This window comes from Pseudomonas sp. 3MA1, assembly GCF_029237275.1.
In the GTDB taxonomy this organism is placed as follows: Bacteria; Pseudomonadota; Gammaproteobacteria; order Pseudomonadales; family Pseudomonadaceae; genus Aquipseudomonas; species Aquipseudomonas fluorescens_AP.
In genome coordinates this window covers 20,214-35,257 of the sequence record NZ_JAACFX010000018.1, presented here as the reverse complement: position 1 = coordinate 35,257, position 15,044 = coordinate 20,214, and the positions used below count along the sequence as shown (strand labels likewise).

13 protein-coding genes are annotated in these 15,044 nt (G+C 65.9%); all 13 read left to right on the top strand.

What is annotated here, in order from left to right; translation table 11 throughout:
- Positions 1–2 precede the first annotated feature (2 nt).
- The 13 genes from GWQ44_RS29725 to GWQ44_RS29665 all read left to right on the top strand — a co-directional run bounded on the left by GWQ44_RS29725 (position 3) and on the right by GWQ44_RS29665 (position 15,014).
- Positions 3–1,529 (top strand): sigma-54-dependent Fis family transcriptional regulator, encoded by a 1,527-nt coding sequence (locus GWQ44_RS29725; protein WP_016965100.1) that lies wholly within the window; start codon positions 3–5, stop codon positions 1,527–1,529.
- An 85-nt stretch (positions 1,530–1,614) separates the two neighbouring features.
- Entirely contained in the window at positions 1,615–1,755 is a 141-nt protein-coding gene (locus GWQ44_RS29720; RefSeq protein WP_047303353.1) for a hypothetical protein, read from the top strand.
- Positions 1,756–1,772: 17 nt separating this feature from the next.
- Complete coding sequence (gene tagH, locus GWQ44_RS29715; protein WP_275928975.1) at positions 1,773–2,972, top strand: type VI secretion system-associated FHA domain protein TagH; 1,200 nt, start codon at positions 1,773–1,775, stop codon at positions 2,970–2,972.
- A gap of 5 nt (positions 2,973–2,977) precedes the next feature.
- Positions 2,978–3,481, top strand: a complete 504-nt coding sequence (gene tssJ / locus GWQ44_RS29710; RefSeq protein WP_253130881.1) for a type VI secretion system lipoprotein TssJ — start codon at positions 2,978–2,980, stop codon at positions 3,479–3,481.
- Positions 3,478–4,809 (top strand): type VI secretion system baseplate subunit TssK, encoded by a 1,332-nt coding sequence (tssK, locus tag GWQ44_RS29705; RefSeq protein ID WP_016964839.1) that lies wholly within the window; start codon positions 3,478–3,480, stop codon positions 4,807–4,809. The genes tssJ and tssK overlap by 4 nt, the downstream gene beginning before the upstream one ends.
- A 5-nt stretch (positions 4,810–4,814) precedes the next feature.
- Positions 4,815–5,699 (top strand): type IVB secretion system protein IcmH/DotU, encoded by an 885-nt coding sequence (gene icmH / locus GWQ44_RS29700; RefSeq protein ID WP_047303358.1) that lies wholly within the window; start codon positions 4,815–4,817, stop codon positions 5,697–5,699.
- The gene (gene tssM, locus GWQ44_RS29695) at positions 5,699–9,223 is read left to right on the top strand and encodes a type VI secretion system membrane subunit TssM (RefSeq protein WP_275928974.1); all 3,525 of its coding nucleotides are present in this window, start codon (positions 5,699–5,701) and stop codon (positions 9,221–9,223) included. Before icmH ends, tssM begins: the two co-directional genes overlap by 1 nt.
- Positions 9,223–9,951 (top strand): PP2C family serine/threonine-protein phosphatase, encoded by a 729-nt coding sequence (locus GWQ44_RS29690; RefSeq protein WP_016964180.1) that lies wholly within the window; start codon positions 9,223–9,225, stop codon positions 9,949–9,951. The genes tssM and GWQ44_RS29690 overlap by 1 nt, the downstream gene beginning before the upstream one ends.
- Complete coding sequence (locus tag GWQ44_RS29685; protein WP_275928973.1) at positions 9,948–11,021, top strand: serine/threonine-protein kinase; 1,074 nt, start codon at positions 9,948–9,950, stop codon at positions 11,019–11,021. The genes GWQ44_RS29690 and GWQ44_RS29685 overlap by 4 nt, the downstream gene beginning before the upstream one ends.
- Before the next feature lie 21 nt (positions 11,022–11,042).
- On the top strand, positions 11,043–13,094 hold the full coding sequence (gene tssI / locus GWQ44_RS29680; RefSeq protein ID WP_275928972.1) for a type VI secretion system tip protein TssI/VgrG: 2,052 nt from the start codon (positions 11,043–11,045) through the stop codon (positions 13,092–13,094).
- 11 nt (positions 13,095–13,105) lie between these two features.
- Positions 13,106–13,894 carry a DUF4123 domain-containing protein gene (locus GWQ44_RS29675; protein WP_275928971.1) on the top strand — a complete coding sequence of 263 codons (789 nt, stop codon included), beginning with the start codon at positions 13,106–13,108 and terminating at the stop codon, positions 13,892–13,894.
- Positions 13,895–14,010: 116 nt separating this feature from the next.
- Positions 14,011–14,457 carry a DUF3304 domain-containing protein gene (locus GWQ44_RS29670; protein WP_275928970.1) on the top strand — a complete coding sequence of 149 codons (447 nt, stop codon included), beginning with the start codon at positions 14,011–14,013 and terminating at the stop codon, positions 14,455–14,457.
- Between the two features lie 110 nt (positions 14,458–14,567).
- Positions 14,568–15,014: a DUF3304 domain-containing protein gene (locus GWQ44_RS29665; RefSeq protein ID WP_275929014.1), complete on the top strand. Its 447-nt coding sequence runs from the start codon at positions 14,568–14,570 to the stop codon at positions 15,012–15,014.
- Positions 15,015–15,044 lie beyond the last annotated feature (30 nt).

Genomic DNA, 15,044 nt, shown 5'->3' with positions numbered 1-15,044 from the left:
GGATGTTTACCCAGATTGCCCAACCACTGGCCTACGCCGAATCCCTGCTGGGGATGTACTGCGAGCTGGCCAGGAGTCGCGACGAGGCCAGCCTGCTGGCGGACTTCGTGGCTGCCGTCGCCCGGCTCAGTGGTTGCCAGCTGACCCAGCTGTACCTGCTGGACGCCACCCATACCCGCCTGGAGCTTTGTGCCGAGTGTTTGAGCGACGCCACGCGGCCGCGGCCGGTGGCCGAGCTGCCGGCGGACTACAACGGTGAGCAGCTGTTGCAGTTCTCGCTGTGCCAGGACCGCGTGCTGTTCCTCGCCGACCTGGGCTGCGGCCTGTACCAGACCGACTTCCTGCCGGAGGCCGGCGGTGCCTGGCGCTCGCTGCTGTGCGTGCCCCTGGCCAACCCCCAGGGTGCGGTGCAAGGGCTGCTGCTGTGCGCCAGCCGCGAGCCTGCCCGGTTGCAGGGGTTTGCCGGTTCGTTGCGCCTGTCGGGCAGTTTCCTGTTGGCCCAGCGCAGCCTGCGGCAACACTGGCGGCGCGCGGCGGTCACGCTGCCGACCGAGCCCGAGGCCCCGCGCCGGGCCGGCGACTACGGGCTGATCGGCAGCAGCCTGGCCATGCGCCAGACCTGCCAGCTGATCAGCAAGGTGCTGCACAGTCCCTACACGGTGCTGCTCCAGGGCGAGACCGGCACCGGCAAGGAAGTGGTGGCGCGGGCCATCCACGATTACGGACCGCGCCGCTTGCAGCCCTTTATCGTGCAGAACTGCGCGGCCTTGCCCGAGCACTTGCTGGAGAGCGAATTGTTCGGCTATCGCAAAGGCGCGTTCACCGGCGCCGACAGCGATCGCATCGGTCTGTTCGAGGCGGCGCAGGGCGGCACGCTGCTGCTGGATGAAATCGGCGACATGCCGCTGGTGCTGCAGGCCAAGTTGTTGCGGGTGTTGCAGGAAAGCGAAATCCGCCCCTTGGGCAGCAACGAGCCGCGCCAGATCGATGTGCGCATCATCGCTGCCACGCACCGCGACTTGCCGACCCTGGTCAGCAGCGGCGAGTTTCGCGAGGACCTCTATTACCGCCTTGGCCAGTTCCCCATCGAACTGCCGCCCCTGCGCCAGCGCGCGGGGGATGTCGCGCAACTGGCGCGCTACTTCTGCGACAAGACCTGCGCCTTCCTCCAGCGCGAAGCATTGCAGTGGTCCGACTCGGCGCTGCAACTGCTCGGCGGCTACGCCTTTCCCGGCAACGTGCGCGAGCTCAAGGGCCTGGTGGAGCGGGCGGTGCTGCTGTGCGAAGGCCGCGAGCTGCTGCCCGAGCACTTGCTGCTGCAACGCTCGGCGCCGGATGACTCGCCGACCCTGAACCTGCGGCTGCGCATGGAACAGATCGAACGCGGCCTGTTGCTGGAATGCCTGCACAAGCACGGCGGCAATCGTACCCACGCCGCCCGCGAGCTGGGCATGTCGCGGCGTGCCCTGCATTACCGCCTGGCGCGCTTGCAGATCCAGCCGCTGGAACCCGAGGCGTCCTGCTCATGAGCGCGCTGTGGCGGTGTTTGTCGCTGACCGGCGGCGCCCGATTGCTTGGGCGCCGCGCCCCTTACCTTGATCCGGAGAACCGCTGATGTCCGTTCGTCCCTGGCCCCTTGTCCTGCTGTTGCTGGTGGTTTTCGGCCACCTGGGCGCTTGCAGCGGCAATTACAAATTCAATGACCCCAGCTACCGCCCGCTAGGTGACCCGCAGACGGTCAACCGCGGCAAGTGAGCGCAAGGAGCAGCACCATGGAACTGGTTTTCGAAATGCTCGACAGCCCTCAGCGCCTGCCGGCCGCAAGCGCCAGCAAGACCTTCGGCCAGGGCGGGGGACGGATCGGCCGCGGCGCCGATTGCCACTGGGTGATTCCCGACCGCCAGCGGCACCTGTCCAATCACCACGCGCAGGTCAGCTATCGGGACGGCGCGTTCTTCCTCACCGATACCAGCAGCAACGGCATCATCCTCAAGGACAGCGGTGCGCGCCTGCCCAAGGGCACGCCGCTGCGCATCGAGCAGGGCAGCACCTATGTGCTGGGGGGCTTCGTGATGCGCGCGCGGCTGATGCCGACGAGCGCGTCCCTGGCGCTGGACGTCGGCCGGCCGCTGGCCGCGGGCAGCATCATTCCCGATGACGCCTTTCTCGACCCGGATCCGCTCAAGGCCCTGGCCATGGAGGAGCAGGGCGAGTTGACGGACGATCCGCTGGCGCTGCTCGACAGCCCGCCCCAGGCCCTTGAGCCCTTCGCCGACTACGCGCGGATCGACACCGAGCACCTGCTGGTCCCCGAACTGGTGGCGCCCGCGCCGGTCCCGCCAGCGAGCCCGGTGTCGCCGCCCAAGAGCCCTGGCGAGCCGTTCTGGGAACGCTTTGCCGAGGCCCTGGGCGTTGAGCTCAAGGACCTCGATCCGGCGGCCCGGGAAGCGCTGGCGATCAAGGCGGCGAGCCTGCTCAAGCAGAGTGTCGCCAGCCTGCAGCAGAGCCTGCGTACCCGTAGCGAATTGAAGAACGAACTGCGCCTGGGCCAGACCCAGGTCCAGAGCGTCGGCAAGAACCCACTGCGCTTTGCCCCGGACGCCGGCGAAGCCCTGGAGCGGCTGCTGCTGGACGACAAGCCCGGGCAGTTGTCCGGGCCCCAGGCCATTGCCCGGGCCTTCGGCGATTTGCAGGCGCACCAGGTGGCCTTGCTCGCCGCCAGCCGGGCAGCGCTGCGCAGCACCCTGGAGCACTTTTCGCCGCAGCAGTTGACCCTGCGCTTCGAGCGCGACGGCAAGCGCCCCTGGCTGGCCACCGCCGGGCGTCACTGGCGGGCCTACACCCGTTACCACCAGAACCTGCGTCTGGACGACGACTGGAGCGAACGCCTGCTGGCCCGGGACTTTGCCCAGGCCTACGAGGAGCAGCACCGGCTGATTTGTACCCTCAACACCCACGCCCACCAAGGATGATCCCCATGCTTCGCTGCAAGGTTTTGTTGATGCGCGCCGCGACCCTGCTGGCGCTGTCGCTGCTCGCCGCCTGCGCCTCGATGTCGCCGTATTCGAGCCTGACCAAGCTCGACCTCAGGCTCAGCGCCAGTGACCAGTTGAACCCCGATCTCAACGGCCGGCCGTCGCCCATCGTGGTGCGGCTGCTGGAGCTCAAGCACCCGGTGGCCTTTGAAAACGCCGATTTCTTCAGCCTCTACGAGCGGGCCAAGGAATCCCTGGCCCCGGACCTGGTGGCCAGCGAGGAGCTGGAGCTGCGGCCCGGGCAGAGCCTGGAGCTCAAGCTCAGCGTCGACCGTGACAGCCGTTATGTCGGGGTGCTGGCGGCCTACCGCGACCTGCCGGAAACCCGCTGGCGCTACGTGATTCCGATCACCGCGATGGAGGTCACCCGCAGTGAGCTGATCCTCGATCAGGCGGGCATTCGCAACCGTCTGCAACCTCTGGCCCGGGCGGATGAACAGCCATGAACGAACATAAAGTCATCTGGCAGGAAGGCATGTTGCTGCGGCCCCAGCACTTCCAGCACAACGACCGCTATTTCGATCATCAGCTCAAGACCCGCACCCAGTTGCTGGGCAGCTACACCTGGGGCTTTCTCGGTCTGGAGATCGACCTGCAGTACCTGAACATGGGCAAGCTGGTGATCAGCCGGGCCTCGGGGATCCTGCCGGACGGCAGTCTGTTCGCCCTCGGGGAGAGCAGCGAGCCCCTGGCCCTGGACGTGCCGGCCAACACCGGCAAGACCTCGGTGTACCTGGCGCTGCCCCTGGTCACTGGCAACCACATCGAAGCCCGGCGCGCCGAGCAGTCCGATGTGCTGGCGCGCTACATCACCTACGAAGCGCAGATCGCCGACTCCAATGCCGACGACGACTCCAGCAGCCAGATCAGCTGCGGACGCCCGGACTTCCGCCTGTTGCTGGGCGAGCAGCAAAGCGACCAGGCCTACGTCAAGCTCAAGGTCTGCGAGGTGCAGGGCAGCAACGCCGAAGGGGTGATCAACCTCGATCAGGAGTTCTTCCCGACCTTCATCCAGACCCACGCCTCGGCCTACCTGCTGTCGTGCCTGAAGGAGGTGATCAGCATGCTCGCCCACCGTGGCGACACCATCGCCGAGCGCATCCGCTCCAATGGCAAGGTCGGTGGCGCCGAGGTCGGCGATTTCATGATGCTGCAGCTGATCAACCGCAGCGAAGTGGTGCTGCGCCACTACCTGGACCTGGAGCAGGTGCACCCGGAGGAGCTGTACCGCACCTTGCTCGGCATGCTGGGCGACCTGTCGACCTTCTCCAGCGAGAGCAAGCGCCCGCGCCTGGACACCCGCTACCAGCACAGCGACCAGGGGGCGAGCTTTCGCAGCCTGATGGACGCCATTCGCCAGGTGCTGTCCATGGTCCTGGAGCAGCACGCCATGGAGCTGGCCTTGCAGGAGCGCCAGTACGGCATCCTGGTGGCGGCGCTGCACGATCACTCGCTGCTGGAGTCGGCCTCCTTCGTCCTGGCCGCCAGCGCCAACTGCGACGCCGAAGAGTTGCGTCATCGCTTGCCGGCGCACCTCAAGGTCGGCCCGGTGGAGAACATCCGCCAGCTGGTCAACCTGCACCTGCCGGGGATCAAGGTCAAACCGCTCTCGGTGGCGCCGCGACAGATCCCGTTCCACTCCAGCAAGACCTATTTCATCCTCGAATTCAGCCCCCAGGAGCTGACTCAACTGGAACGTTCCGGCGGCTTTGCCTTCCACGTTTCCGGGGAGTTCTCCGAGCTTGAGCTGAAATTCTGGGCCATCAGGAACTGACTGCCATGACCAAGGACAGTGAATACCCGCAGGACGACAAGACCGTCCTCGTCGACCGCCACGAGCCCCACGCCGACAGCGGCCCGCTGACGGACTCCGCCGCGCCGCCGCGTATCGAGCAACTGGAGCAGCGGATGATCTATGCCGCGCGCCTGCAACCGGCCCAGGCCTTCAACGTCAGCCTCAACGCCCTGGTGGCCGCGGCGTCCGAGCTGCTCTCGGAAGTGGTGCGGCTCAAGCACAGCGTGGTGCGCGAAGACCTGGGCGAGCTCAACCAGCAACTGAGCGCCGCCATCCGGCGGTTCGAGGCCCGGGCGCTGCATGACGGCGCCGAGCCCGGCCAGGTGCGCAGCGCCCGCTATGTGCTGTGCACGGTGGCGGACGAGGCGGTGGTGAGCACCCCCTGGGGCAATGAAAGCCAATGGTCGCAGATGAGCCTGCTGAGCAGCTTTCACAACGAGACGTTCGGCGGCGAAAAGGTCTTCCAGCTGCTGGAGCAACTGACCCGCAACCCGCTGCGCCACCTGCCGATGCTGGAGCTCATCTACCTGTGCCTGTCCCTGGGGTTCGAGGGCAAGTACCGGGTCGCGCCCCGCGGCATGCTGGAGCTGGAAGGCATCCGCGATGCCCTGTACCGGCAGATCCGCCAGTTGCGCGGCGACGTGCCCCGGGAGCTGTCGCCCCAGTGGCAGGGCTTTGGCGATCAGCGCCGGGACCTGGTGCGGATCGTGCCCTGGTGGACGGTGGCGTTGTTCACCCTGGTGAGCCTGGCGGTGATGTATTCGGGGTTTGCCTGGGTTCTGGCGCAGCAGCGCGAGAGCGTGCTGCAACCTTATCGTCAGCTTGATTCGGCGGTGTCCGTGAGTGCGCCGCAAGACGGGAAACTGTGATGAAGACTCTGTTGAAGAAAGTCGGCCTGTTCCTTGCCAGGACCTGGGTCTGGACCCTGCTGCTGGTGCTGTTGACGGCGTTGCTGGTGTGGTTCGTCGGGCCCTTGCTGGCGGTGGATGACTATCGGTTCTGGGCCAGCACCACCGCGCGGCTGTTGACCATCAGCGGCTTGTGCCTGATCTGGGGCTTGAGCATCGTGTTTGTCAGCTGGCGCGCCGGGGTGCGCAAGAGCGCCCTGGAGGACAGCGAGGAAGGCCGGCAAAGCCTGGAGCGCGAACAACGCATGGATGACGAGGAGAGAGAGCTGCGCAGTCGCTTCAAGGAAGCGCTGCGCACCCTCAAGACCTCCAGCCTGTATCGCGGCCGCAGCGAGCGCTGGCGCCAGGACCTGCCCTGGTACCTGCTGCTCGGGCCCCAGGGCGGTGGCAAGACCAGCCTGCTGGATTTTTCCGGGCTGGAATTTCCCCTCAATCGCATCGACCGCAAGCTGACCCGCGACACCCAGGGCAGCGTCCACTGCGACTGGTACTTCGCTGAACACGGGGTGCTGATCGATACGGCCGGGCGTTACCTGACCCAGCCCGATCCCGAGGCCGACAGCCACGCCTGGAGCACCTTGCTCGGCCTGCTGCGCAGCCGTCGGCGCAATCGCCCGCTCAATGGCGTGCTCCTGGCGCTGCCGGTGGAAGTCTTGCAGGGCGGCGACGAGCAGGCCCTGGAACTGTTGGCGCGCCAGGTGCGCAGTCGCCTGCAGGACGTGCGGCAAAAACTGCATGTGGACGTGCCGGTGTACCTGTTGCTGAGCAAGGCCGACCAACTGCTGGGGTTCGACGAGTTCTTCGATCAGCTGAGCCGCGAAGAGAGCGAGCAGGTGCTGGGTGTCAGCTTCCGGCGCGAGCAGGACGGCACCGATGTGGCGGTGCTGCGCGACGAGTTCGAAGACCTGCTGCGGCGCCTCAACAGCCAGATGATCATGCGCATGCACCAGGAGCGCGACACCCAGCGTCGCGGGCGGATACTCGATTTTCCCCACCAGCTGGGACTGATCGGCGAGCGCCTGTGCCTGTTCGTCGACATGGCCTTCACCGGTAACCGCTACCAGCGCGCCAGCCTGTTGCGCGGCTTCTACCTCACCAGCGCGCCGCACCTGAGCCAGTCACTGGACCCCGACACGGCCGGGATCGGCGCCAACCTGGGCCTGCAGAGCAGCCTGCTGCCGAACCTGCACAGCGGGCGGGCGCGATTCATTCATCACCTGCTCAGTCAGGTGATTTTCCCCGAAGCCGAACTGGCTGGCCTGGAGAAGGGCGAGCGCCGGCGCATCGACTGGGGCCAGCGCGCTCTCTATCTGGGGGCGCTGGGTTCCCTGGGGCTGTTCGGGCTGGTATGGGCCAGTGGTTTTTCCGCCAACCATGCGCGCCTGGAGCAATTGCGCGAGCTGGCCCGGGAGTGGACCCAGCAACGCGCCACCCTGAGTGACCGGAGCGACGCCATGGCGGCGCTCAAGACCCTGGACCTGAGCGACCAGGCGACCCGGGTGTTCCCGCCCAAGGGCGAGGTGTCGCTGCATGAGCGCGTCGGCCTGTACCAGGGTGAGGCCAGCAACCCGGTGCTGCGCGCAACCTATGAGCGCGAGCTGCAAGCCCAGTTGCTGCCACGGGTGGCGCAGATGCTCGAAGGGCAGATCCGCAGCAACCTCAAGGACCGGGAGCGCCTGCTCAACAGCCTGCGCGCCTACCTGATGCTCAACCTCAAGGAACGTCGCGACCCCAGTTGGCTGCGCGACTGGGTGGCGGCCGACTGGTCGCGGCGCTACCCCGGCAACAGCCCGGTGCAGAACGGCCTCAACCGCCACTTCGAGCGCCTGTTGCAGCAACCCTTCAGCTACCCGCTCAATGAGCCGCTGGTGGCCCAGGCGCGCCAGGTGCTGCGCAGCGAGTCGCTGGCCGACGTGATCTACCGGGTGTTGCGCGAGCAGGCTCGCACGCTGCCGGACTATCGCCTGAGCCAGCACCTGGGGCCCCAGGGCCACCTGCTGCTGGGCGCCGATTATGTGATCCCGGGCTTCTACACCCAGCAGGGCTACCAGCAGTATTTCTCGGTCCAGGGCGCCAGCCTGGTGAGCGACATCCTTCAGGATAACTGGGTGCTGGGGGAGGGCAGCGACATCAGCGGCATGGACCTGCGCCAATTGATGGTCAAGCTGGAGCAGCTGTACTTTCGCGACTACGCCAACCACTGGGGCGAGGCCGTGGGCCGGGTGGCCTTGCAGCCGATCAACGATGCCGGCGAAGGGGCCGAGCAAGTGGCCGGCCTGACCTCGGCCAACTCGCCGATCCTGCAACTGCTGGTGGAAGTGCGCGAGAACACCCGTTTCCCGGTGCTGGTCGAGCCCGGCGATGAGCTGAGCGAGGCCGCTGACAAGCTGGCCGGTGGCGGCGCCCTGGGCAAGGTCGCGGCGGCGGCCGCGGGCAAGGCCAAGGACGGGTTGCTGAAAAAACTCCCGGACACCGCGCGCAAATCCCTGCAAAGCCGCTTCGAGCCGCTGCACCGCTTGCTCGACGACAACAACGGCCCCACCGCGGACCTGGCCCCGGCCCTGCAGGCGCTCAACGAACTGCAGTTGCAACTGGCGTTTCTGGCCCGCTCCGGCAACCCCGAGCAGGCGGCCTTTGAAATGGCCAAGACCCGCATGAGCGGCCAGCGCGATGCCCTGAGCACCCTGCGCACCAGTTCCGGACGCCTGCCGCGACCGGTCAGCGCCTGGTTCAACCTGCTGGCCGAGGACACCTGGCGCCTGGTGCTCAACGACGCCTACCAGTACCTCAACCAGCGTTATCAGGGCGAGCTCTACGGCTTCTACGGCAAGGCCATCCACAAGCGCTACCCGTTCGATGCCCACAGCAGCAGCGAGGTGGCGATCGGCGACTTCCGCGAGTTCTTCAAGGCCCAGGGCCTGGCCGAGCGCTTCTTCGACACCTACTTGCGGCCCTTCGTGGTGGGCGATCCGGGCAATTACCGGCTGCGCAACGTCGACGGCTACAGCCTGCCGGTGTCCCGGGTCTACCTGGACCAGATGGCCGCGGCCCAGGTCATCCGCCAGAGCTTCTTCGCCGAGAACCCCGCCGAGCCCCAGGTGCAGTTCCGCCTGGAACCCTACACCCTGGACCCCAGCGTCAGCCGCGCCGAGTTCCGCTTTGGCAACCAGCAGTTCGAGTACCGCCACGGTCCGATCGTGCCCATGGCCTTCAAATGGCCCACCGATGCGGAAAACGGCCGCACCAGCCTGGTCCTGGAAAAACTCGCCGGGCGGCCCATCGGCATCGAGAAGAACAGCGGGCCCTGGTCACTGTTCCGCCTGTTCGACCTGATGCAGAACGAATACCTGAGCGGACGCGACGTGATGGTGATCAAGGCCGACCTGGGCGGGCTGCGGGCCAACTACCTGCTGCACAGCCAGCGCACCCCCAACCCCTTCGACATGGGCGTGCTGCGCAGCTTCCGCCTGCCGGTGCAGCTCTGATGAGCGCTGCCGGGAGCTGGCGCAGCGCGGCCCGTACCGACCCGGGCAAGGTGCGCCGGCGCAACGAGGACGCCTTCCTCGACTGCCCGGAGCGCGGGCTGTGGGTGGTGGCCGACGGCATGGGCGGGCACCAGGGCGGCGACATCGCCAGCCGGTTGATCGTCAGCAGCCTCGCCGAGCTGCCGGCCGAGGAGGGCTTCGAGGCCCGCCTGGCCAGCGTGCGCCAGTGCCTGCACTGGCTCAACCGGCGCCTGGGCCAGGAGCTGACGGTCACCGCCGGACGGCGCGACAGCATCATGGGCAGCACCGTGGTCGCGCTGTTGCTGCAGGGCGATCGCGCCGCCTGCATCTGGGCCGGAGACAGCCGCTGCTACTTATGGCGCGAGCAGCGCCTGTACCAGCTGTCGCGGGATCATTCGCTGATGCAGAAGCTCATCGACGAGCAGCAGATGAGTGTCGAACAGGCCCGCTCGCACCCGGCCGCCAACGCCCTGACCCGGGCGGTGGGCGCCAGCGAGCGCCTGAGCCTGGAAGTGCTGGAACTGCAGGTCTATCCCGGCGACGTGTTCCTGCTGTGCAGCGACGGCCTGTACCAGGAGCTGACCCGCAACGCCTTGTGCCGGGCCTTGAGCCTGGCGGCGCCGCAGGTGGCCTTGCAGCGTCTGTTCGAGGACGCCCTGGACGGCGAGGCGCGGGACAACCTGACCGCCGTGGTGGTGCGCCAATGAACCTGCCGCTGTTGCACCCGCATTCACCCTCGCCGGCGCCGGGCGAACTGACCCGGGTGGTCGCGGCTGCGGCAACGCAGCCGCGGCCGGTCAAGGGCCGTGGCAAAGGCTCCAAGGGGCGCGGCAAGGCCCGGGGCGGCGGCAAGCGGCGCTTGCCGACAGGGCCGCCGCTCAAGGTGCTCGATCCCCTGGGCGGGCTGCCCCAGGTGCTGGCCGGCCGTTACCGCCTGGAGCGCTTGCTCGGTGCCGGCGGCATGGGCGTGGTGTACCGCGCCCGGGACCTGCTGCATGAACAGTTCGGCGACCCCGAACCCTATGTGGCCGTGAAGCTGCTCAGCGAAGCCTTCGCCGACGCGCCGGATGCCAGCGCCTTGCTCTACAGCGAGTTCGCCCTGACCCGGCGCCTGCACCATCGGCACATCGTGCGCATGCACAGCTTCGACGTGGACACCGGACACGCCTGCGCCTTCATCACCATGGAACAGCTGCGCGGCATGCCCCTGGACCAACTGCTCTGCCAGTGGCCCCTGGGTTTGCCCTGGGCGCAGGCGCGGGAGGTGATTCTGGCCTTGCTGGATGCCCTCGCTTACTGCCACGGCCTCGGGGTGCTGCACGGCGACCTCAAGCCCGGCAACCTGATGCTCGGCGACGACGGCCTGCGGCTGTTCGACTTCGGCCTGAGCCGCGCCGCCCAGGGCCTGTTGCCGGGCCTGCCAGGGCTCAACCGCCAGCGTTTCGACGCCTGGACCCCCAGCTACGCCGCGCCGGAGCTGCTGCAAGGCGCGGCCCTGTCGACGGCGGCCGATCTGTTCGCCGTGGCCTGCGTGATCCATGAACTGGTCAGCGGCAAGCACCCTTATCGCCGCCTGCCCTCGACCCAGGCCCGGGACCAGCAGCTGGACCTGCAACTGCAACGCCCGCGCCAGTTGCCGGAGTACTGCTGGCCGGCGCTGCGCACGGCCCTGGCGCTGAATGCCGCGGAGCGAGCCATCGGCGTCGAGGAACTGCGGCATGCCTTTACCCCCAGGGGCGGCTGGCTGGGCGGCTGGTTGCAGCGGCGTGAACCATGAACAGCGAACAAGGAGCAGCACATGTTCAACTCGGCCAGTGAGACCCACTTCAGCCTGAGCGTCGAAGACTTTGCCAATGACTTGCAGGTGCTGGGATTCAAGGGCACCGAAGGCATCAGCCAACCCTTTTGCTTCGACCTGCAACTGGTCAGCGACAACCCGGCCCTGGACCTGGAAGGGCTGCTGCACAAACAGGCCTTTCTCGCCTTCGACCCCCAGGGCCATGGCATTCATGGCCAGATCCAGCGCGTGGCCCAGGGTGACTCCGGGCAGCGCCTGACCCATTACCAACTGTCCCTGGTGCCGCGCCTGGATTACCTGCGCCATCGCACCAACCAGCGGATCTTCCAGCAGCGATCGGTGCCGACCATCATCGCCGCGATTCTCGAAGAGCACGGCATCCTCGCCGATGCCTATCGGTTCCAGATCGAGCATCCGTGTCCGGCACGCGACTACTGCGTGCAGTACGACGAGAGCGACCTGCACTTCATCCAGCGCCTGTGCGAAGAAGAGGGCCTGCATTACCACTTCCAGCACAGTCGTGGCGGCCACCTGCTGGTGTTTGGCGACAATCAGACCGCGTTCCCCAAGCTCGGCCGCCCCACCGCCTATGTGCGCGGCAGCGGGCTTGTGGCCGACGAGCCGGTGATCAAGGGCCTGGAAGTGCGTCTGGAGTCGCGCACCAGTCGCACCAGCCGCCGCGATTACGACTTCGAGAAACCGCGCCTGCAGCTGGAGGCCGCCTACCGGCCCGAGGCCGCAAGCCCGGAACCGGACCTGGAGGACTATGACTACCCCGGACGCTTCACTGACCGTGAGCGTGGCAGGTTGCTCAGCCAGCGCGCCCTGGAGCGCCACCGCGCCGACTATCGGCAGGCCGAGGGCTGGGGCGATGAGCCACGGCTGGTCAGCGGGCATTTTCTGCAATTGTCCGAGCACCCGCGCAGGCAATGGAACGACCTCTGGCTGCTGACCCAGGTGACCCACGAAGGCAAGCAGCCCCAGGTGCTGGAAGAGTCCATCACCAGCGATACCCGGGCCGAGGACGGCTTCCAGCAGGGCTACCGCAACCGCTTTCTGGCCACCCCCTGGGACGTGTTCTACCGCGCGCCGCTCAAGCACCCCAAGCCCCAGGTACTGGGCAGCCAGACTGCAGTGGTTACAGGCCCGGCAGGAGAGGAAATCCACACCGATCCATACGGCCGGGTCAAGGTGCAGTTCCACTGGGACCGCGAAGGCCAGGGCGACGACAAGAGCAGTTGCTGGCTGCGGGTGGCCTCCGGCTGGGCCGGCGACCGCTACGGCGCCCTGGTCATCCCGCGCATCGGCATGGAAGTGCTGGTGAGCTTTCTCGAAGGCGACCCCGACCAGCCCCTGGTCAGCGGCTGCCTGTACCACAAGGAACACGAAGTGCCCTACGCGCTGCCAGCGCACAAGACCCGCAGCGTATTCAAGAGCCTGAGCTCGCCGGGCGGCGGCGGTTTCAACGAACTGCGCATCGAAGACAAAAAGGGCGCCGAACAGATCTTCGTCCACGCCCAGCGCGACTGGGACCAGAACATCCAGCACGATCAGAAGCTCCGCATCGGCCACGAGCGCCACGACACGGTCGAGCACAACGTCTACAGCGAATTCAAGGCCGAGGAACACCGCACCACCCACGGCGCGCGCAAGACCGAACTCCGCGCCGACGACCACCTCACCGTGGCCGACACCCAGCACATCAAGCTCGGCGTGGCGCAACTGACCCAGGCCGGCCAGGAAATCCACCTCAAGGCCGGGGACAAGATCGTCATCGAGGCGGCCCTGGAAATGACCCTCAAGGCCGGCGGCAGCTTTATCAAGCTCGACCCCGGCGGCGTGACGATCGTCGGGCCGCTGGTGAAACAGAACGCCGGCGGCGCCCCGGGCAGTGGCAGCGGGATCGCCATCAAACCGCCGTTGCAGCCGGGGGCGGCGGATCGGGATGTACCGGGAGCCTTGCCCCAGGTCGCCGCGCCCAACCCGCCGCCGGTGTGCAAAGAGTGCCTGGCCCGGGCCAAGGCCAACAACCAAGCGCTGGAAGCACGCTAGAGGAGCCCGCCATGTATACGAGCAACCCGCAGTGGCACGAGCTGCTGTGGCAACAGGTACAGCGGCTGGAGCACGAGCACCTCGACCTGCTGATCGACGCCACCGGCCTCGACTACCCGCTGCTGCAAGAACTGGCGACCCTGGCCGACGGCCCGCCACTGGCCAAGCTGTTCGACAGCACCCCGGAAGCCGCCATCGCCGATGCCGGGCCATTGCTGCTGCGGCTGAAGCTGCGTCATCAAACCTGGCTGAAGGCCTTTTTCAGCGCGGTCGACTGCACCCAGCACGTACTGGCGCTGCTCAGCCCCTGGCCCTTCGAGGCCCTGGCCGCTCACCTCAGCCGCTGCACCCAGGCGCAGTGGAACCAGGGCCGCGAACAAGGGGTGCTGCGCTACTACGACCCGCGCCTGTTCCTGCCGGTGAGCGAAGCCCTGACCCCGGCCCAGGGCCGCGTCCTGCATGGCCCGGTGATCGCCTGGCACTGGCTCGACCGCGACCACCGGGCACAGCAGCTGCTGGGGCACTACTCCCGACACAGCGACGCCCCAACGGCGGAAGGCTTCCTGTTCGACCCCGCGCAGGTCGCCAGCCTGAAGGCCTGGGCCGACGCCGACTGGCACCGCCGCGAGCACAGCGCCACCCCGCAGCACTACGGCCTGAGCCGCGAGGAAGGCCTGATGCGCCACCTGTTCCACAGCCAGATGGCGGCCTGCCAGCAAGGCCTGCAAGAACCCGGAGAACGACAGGCGTTTATTCGCCAGTGGCTGTTGGATAACTCGCCGTTCGTGATGGATGAGTAGGGGAGGGGGATGCCATGAAGTGGATGTGCAAAACGCGGAACTGGAAGACCGCAGTGTCATTGACCGGGTGGTTGAGTGCCGTGTTGCTGGTCACAGCCTGTCGGAGCCAGTCGCCGATGCTGAGCGCCCCGGTGACGGGGTACAACCATACTTCGGCGGCGATCAATCGGTTTTCGGTTAATGGGGCGGGTGGGCCGAACTTGGGGCCGCATCAGGGTGGGGGTAAGCAAAGTTGTTGTGGGGTTGTTCCTCGTTATTGGGTTCCAGGATTAAGAGCTGTTGTTGAATGGGAGAAGGATCCTGATCCATATACTTATGGGGATTGGCCAGAGCGTCAGTTTTCAGATGCTTGGACTAAACGTATGGCGGAGCATAAAAAAGGATATTCACGACATAAGGTTATTGTAGAGATCCCACGATACGATATTCCAGGTGTATTGAAAGTTCATTTTTTACCTTGCGATCAGGTACGTGTAACCGCTGCTGGAACATCTCCGGGCTACCCTGGTTATCCTTACAACTATCCAATGGAAATGGAGGAGTCTGAAGTATGTCAGGGTTGATTATGAAAAACTTTTTAACGAATGGTCAATTTGGTTTGTTGAATGTTTTTCGTGTGTGCTCATTGGCCGCCGGAGTGTTGACTGCAAGCGCTTGTCAGTCTGAGTCGAAGATGTTGTCGGCGCCGGTGACGGGATATAACCATACTTCGGCAGCGATCAATCGGTTTTCGGTGAATGGGGCGGGCGGGCCGAACTTAGGGCCACATCAAGGCGGAGGAAAGCAAAGTTGTTGTGGTGTTGTTCCTCGTCATTGGGTTCCAGGATTAAGAGCTATTGTTGAGTGGGAAAAGGATCCTGATCCTTACTCTTCAAGTAAGTGGGAGGAGCGACCTTACTCAGAGGCTTGGACTAAACGTATGGAGGCACAAAAGCAAGAGTACTCACGTCATAAAGTTACTGTTGAAATTCCCCAGTACTCCATCGCTGGAACGTTAAAGGTTCATTTTCTGCCTTGTGATCAGGTACGCGTTTCTGCAGAAAATATCAAACCTGGGGATCCACGTTATCCCTACAACTATCCAATGGAAATGGAGGAGCCTGAAGTATGTCAGGACTAATTATGGAAAAGCTTTTTGCGAGCAGTTTAT

Excerpts from the sequence above, each read along its gene's own strand:
- GWQ44_RS29725 (WP_016965100.1), top strand. The coding sequence starts at position 3 with ATGTTTACCCAGATTGCCCAACCACTGGCCTACGCCGAATCCCTGCTG.
- tssJ (WP_253130881.1), top strand. The coding sequence starts at position 2,978 with ATGCTTCGCTGCAAGGTTTTGTTGATGCGCGCCGCGACCCTGCTGGCG.
- GWQ44_RS29690 (WP_016964180.1), top strand. The coding sequence starts at position 9,223 with ATGAGCGCTGCCGGGAGCTGGCGCAGCGCGGCCCGTACCGACCCGGGC.
- tagH (WP_275928975.1), top strand. The coding sequence starts at position 1,773 with ATGGAACTGGTTTTCGAAATGCTCGACAGCCCTCAGCGCCTGCCGGCC.
- tssI (WP_275928972.1), top strand. The coding sequence starts at position 11,043 with ATGTTCAACTCGGCCAGTGAGACCCACTTCAGCCTGAGCGTCGAAGAC.
- GWQ44_RS29675 (WP_275928971.1), top strand. The coding sequence starts at position 13,106 with ATGTATACGAGCAACCCGCAGTGGCACGAGCTGCTGTGGCAACAGGTA.
- tssM (WP_275928974.1), top strand. The coding sequence starts at position 5,699 with ATGAAGACTCTGTTGAAGAAAGTCGGCCTGTTCCTTGCCAGGACCTGG.
- GWQ44_RS29665 (WP_275929014.1), top strand. The coding sequence starts at position 14,568 with ATGTTGTCGGCGCCGGTGACGGGATATAACCATACTTCGGCAGCGATC.
- tssK (WP_016964839.1), top strand. The coding sequence starts at position 3,478 with ATGAACGAACATAAAGTCATCTGGCAGGAAGGCATGTTGCTGCGGCCC.
- GWQ44_RS29685 (WP_275928973.1), top strand. The coding sequence starts at position 9,948 with ATGAACCTGCCGCTGTTGCACCCGCATTCACCCTCGCCGGCGCCGGGC.
- icmH (WP_047303358.1), top strand. The coding sequence starts at position 4,815 with ATGACCAAGGACAGTGAATACCCGCAGGACGACAAGACCGTCCTCGTC.
- GWQ44_RS29670 (WP_275928970.1), top strand. The coding sequence starts at position 14,011 with ATGCTGAGCGCCCCGGTGACGGGGTACAACCATACTTCGGCGGCGATC.
- GWQ44_RS29720 (WP_047303353.1), top strand. The coding sequence starts at position 1,615 with ATGTCCGTTCGTCCCTGGCCCCTTGTCCTGCTGTTGCTGGTGGTTTTC.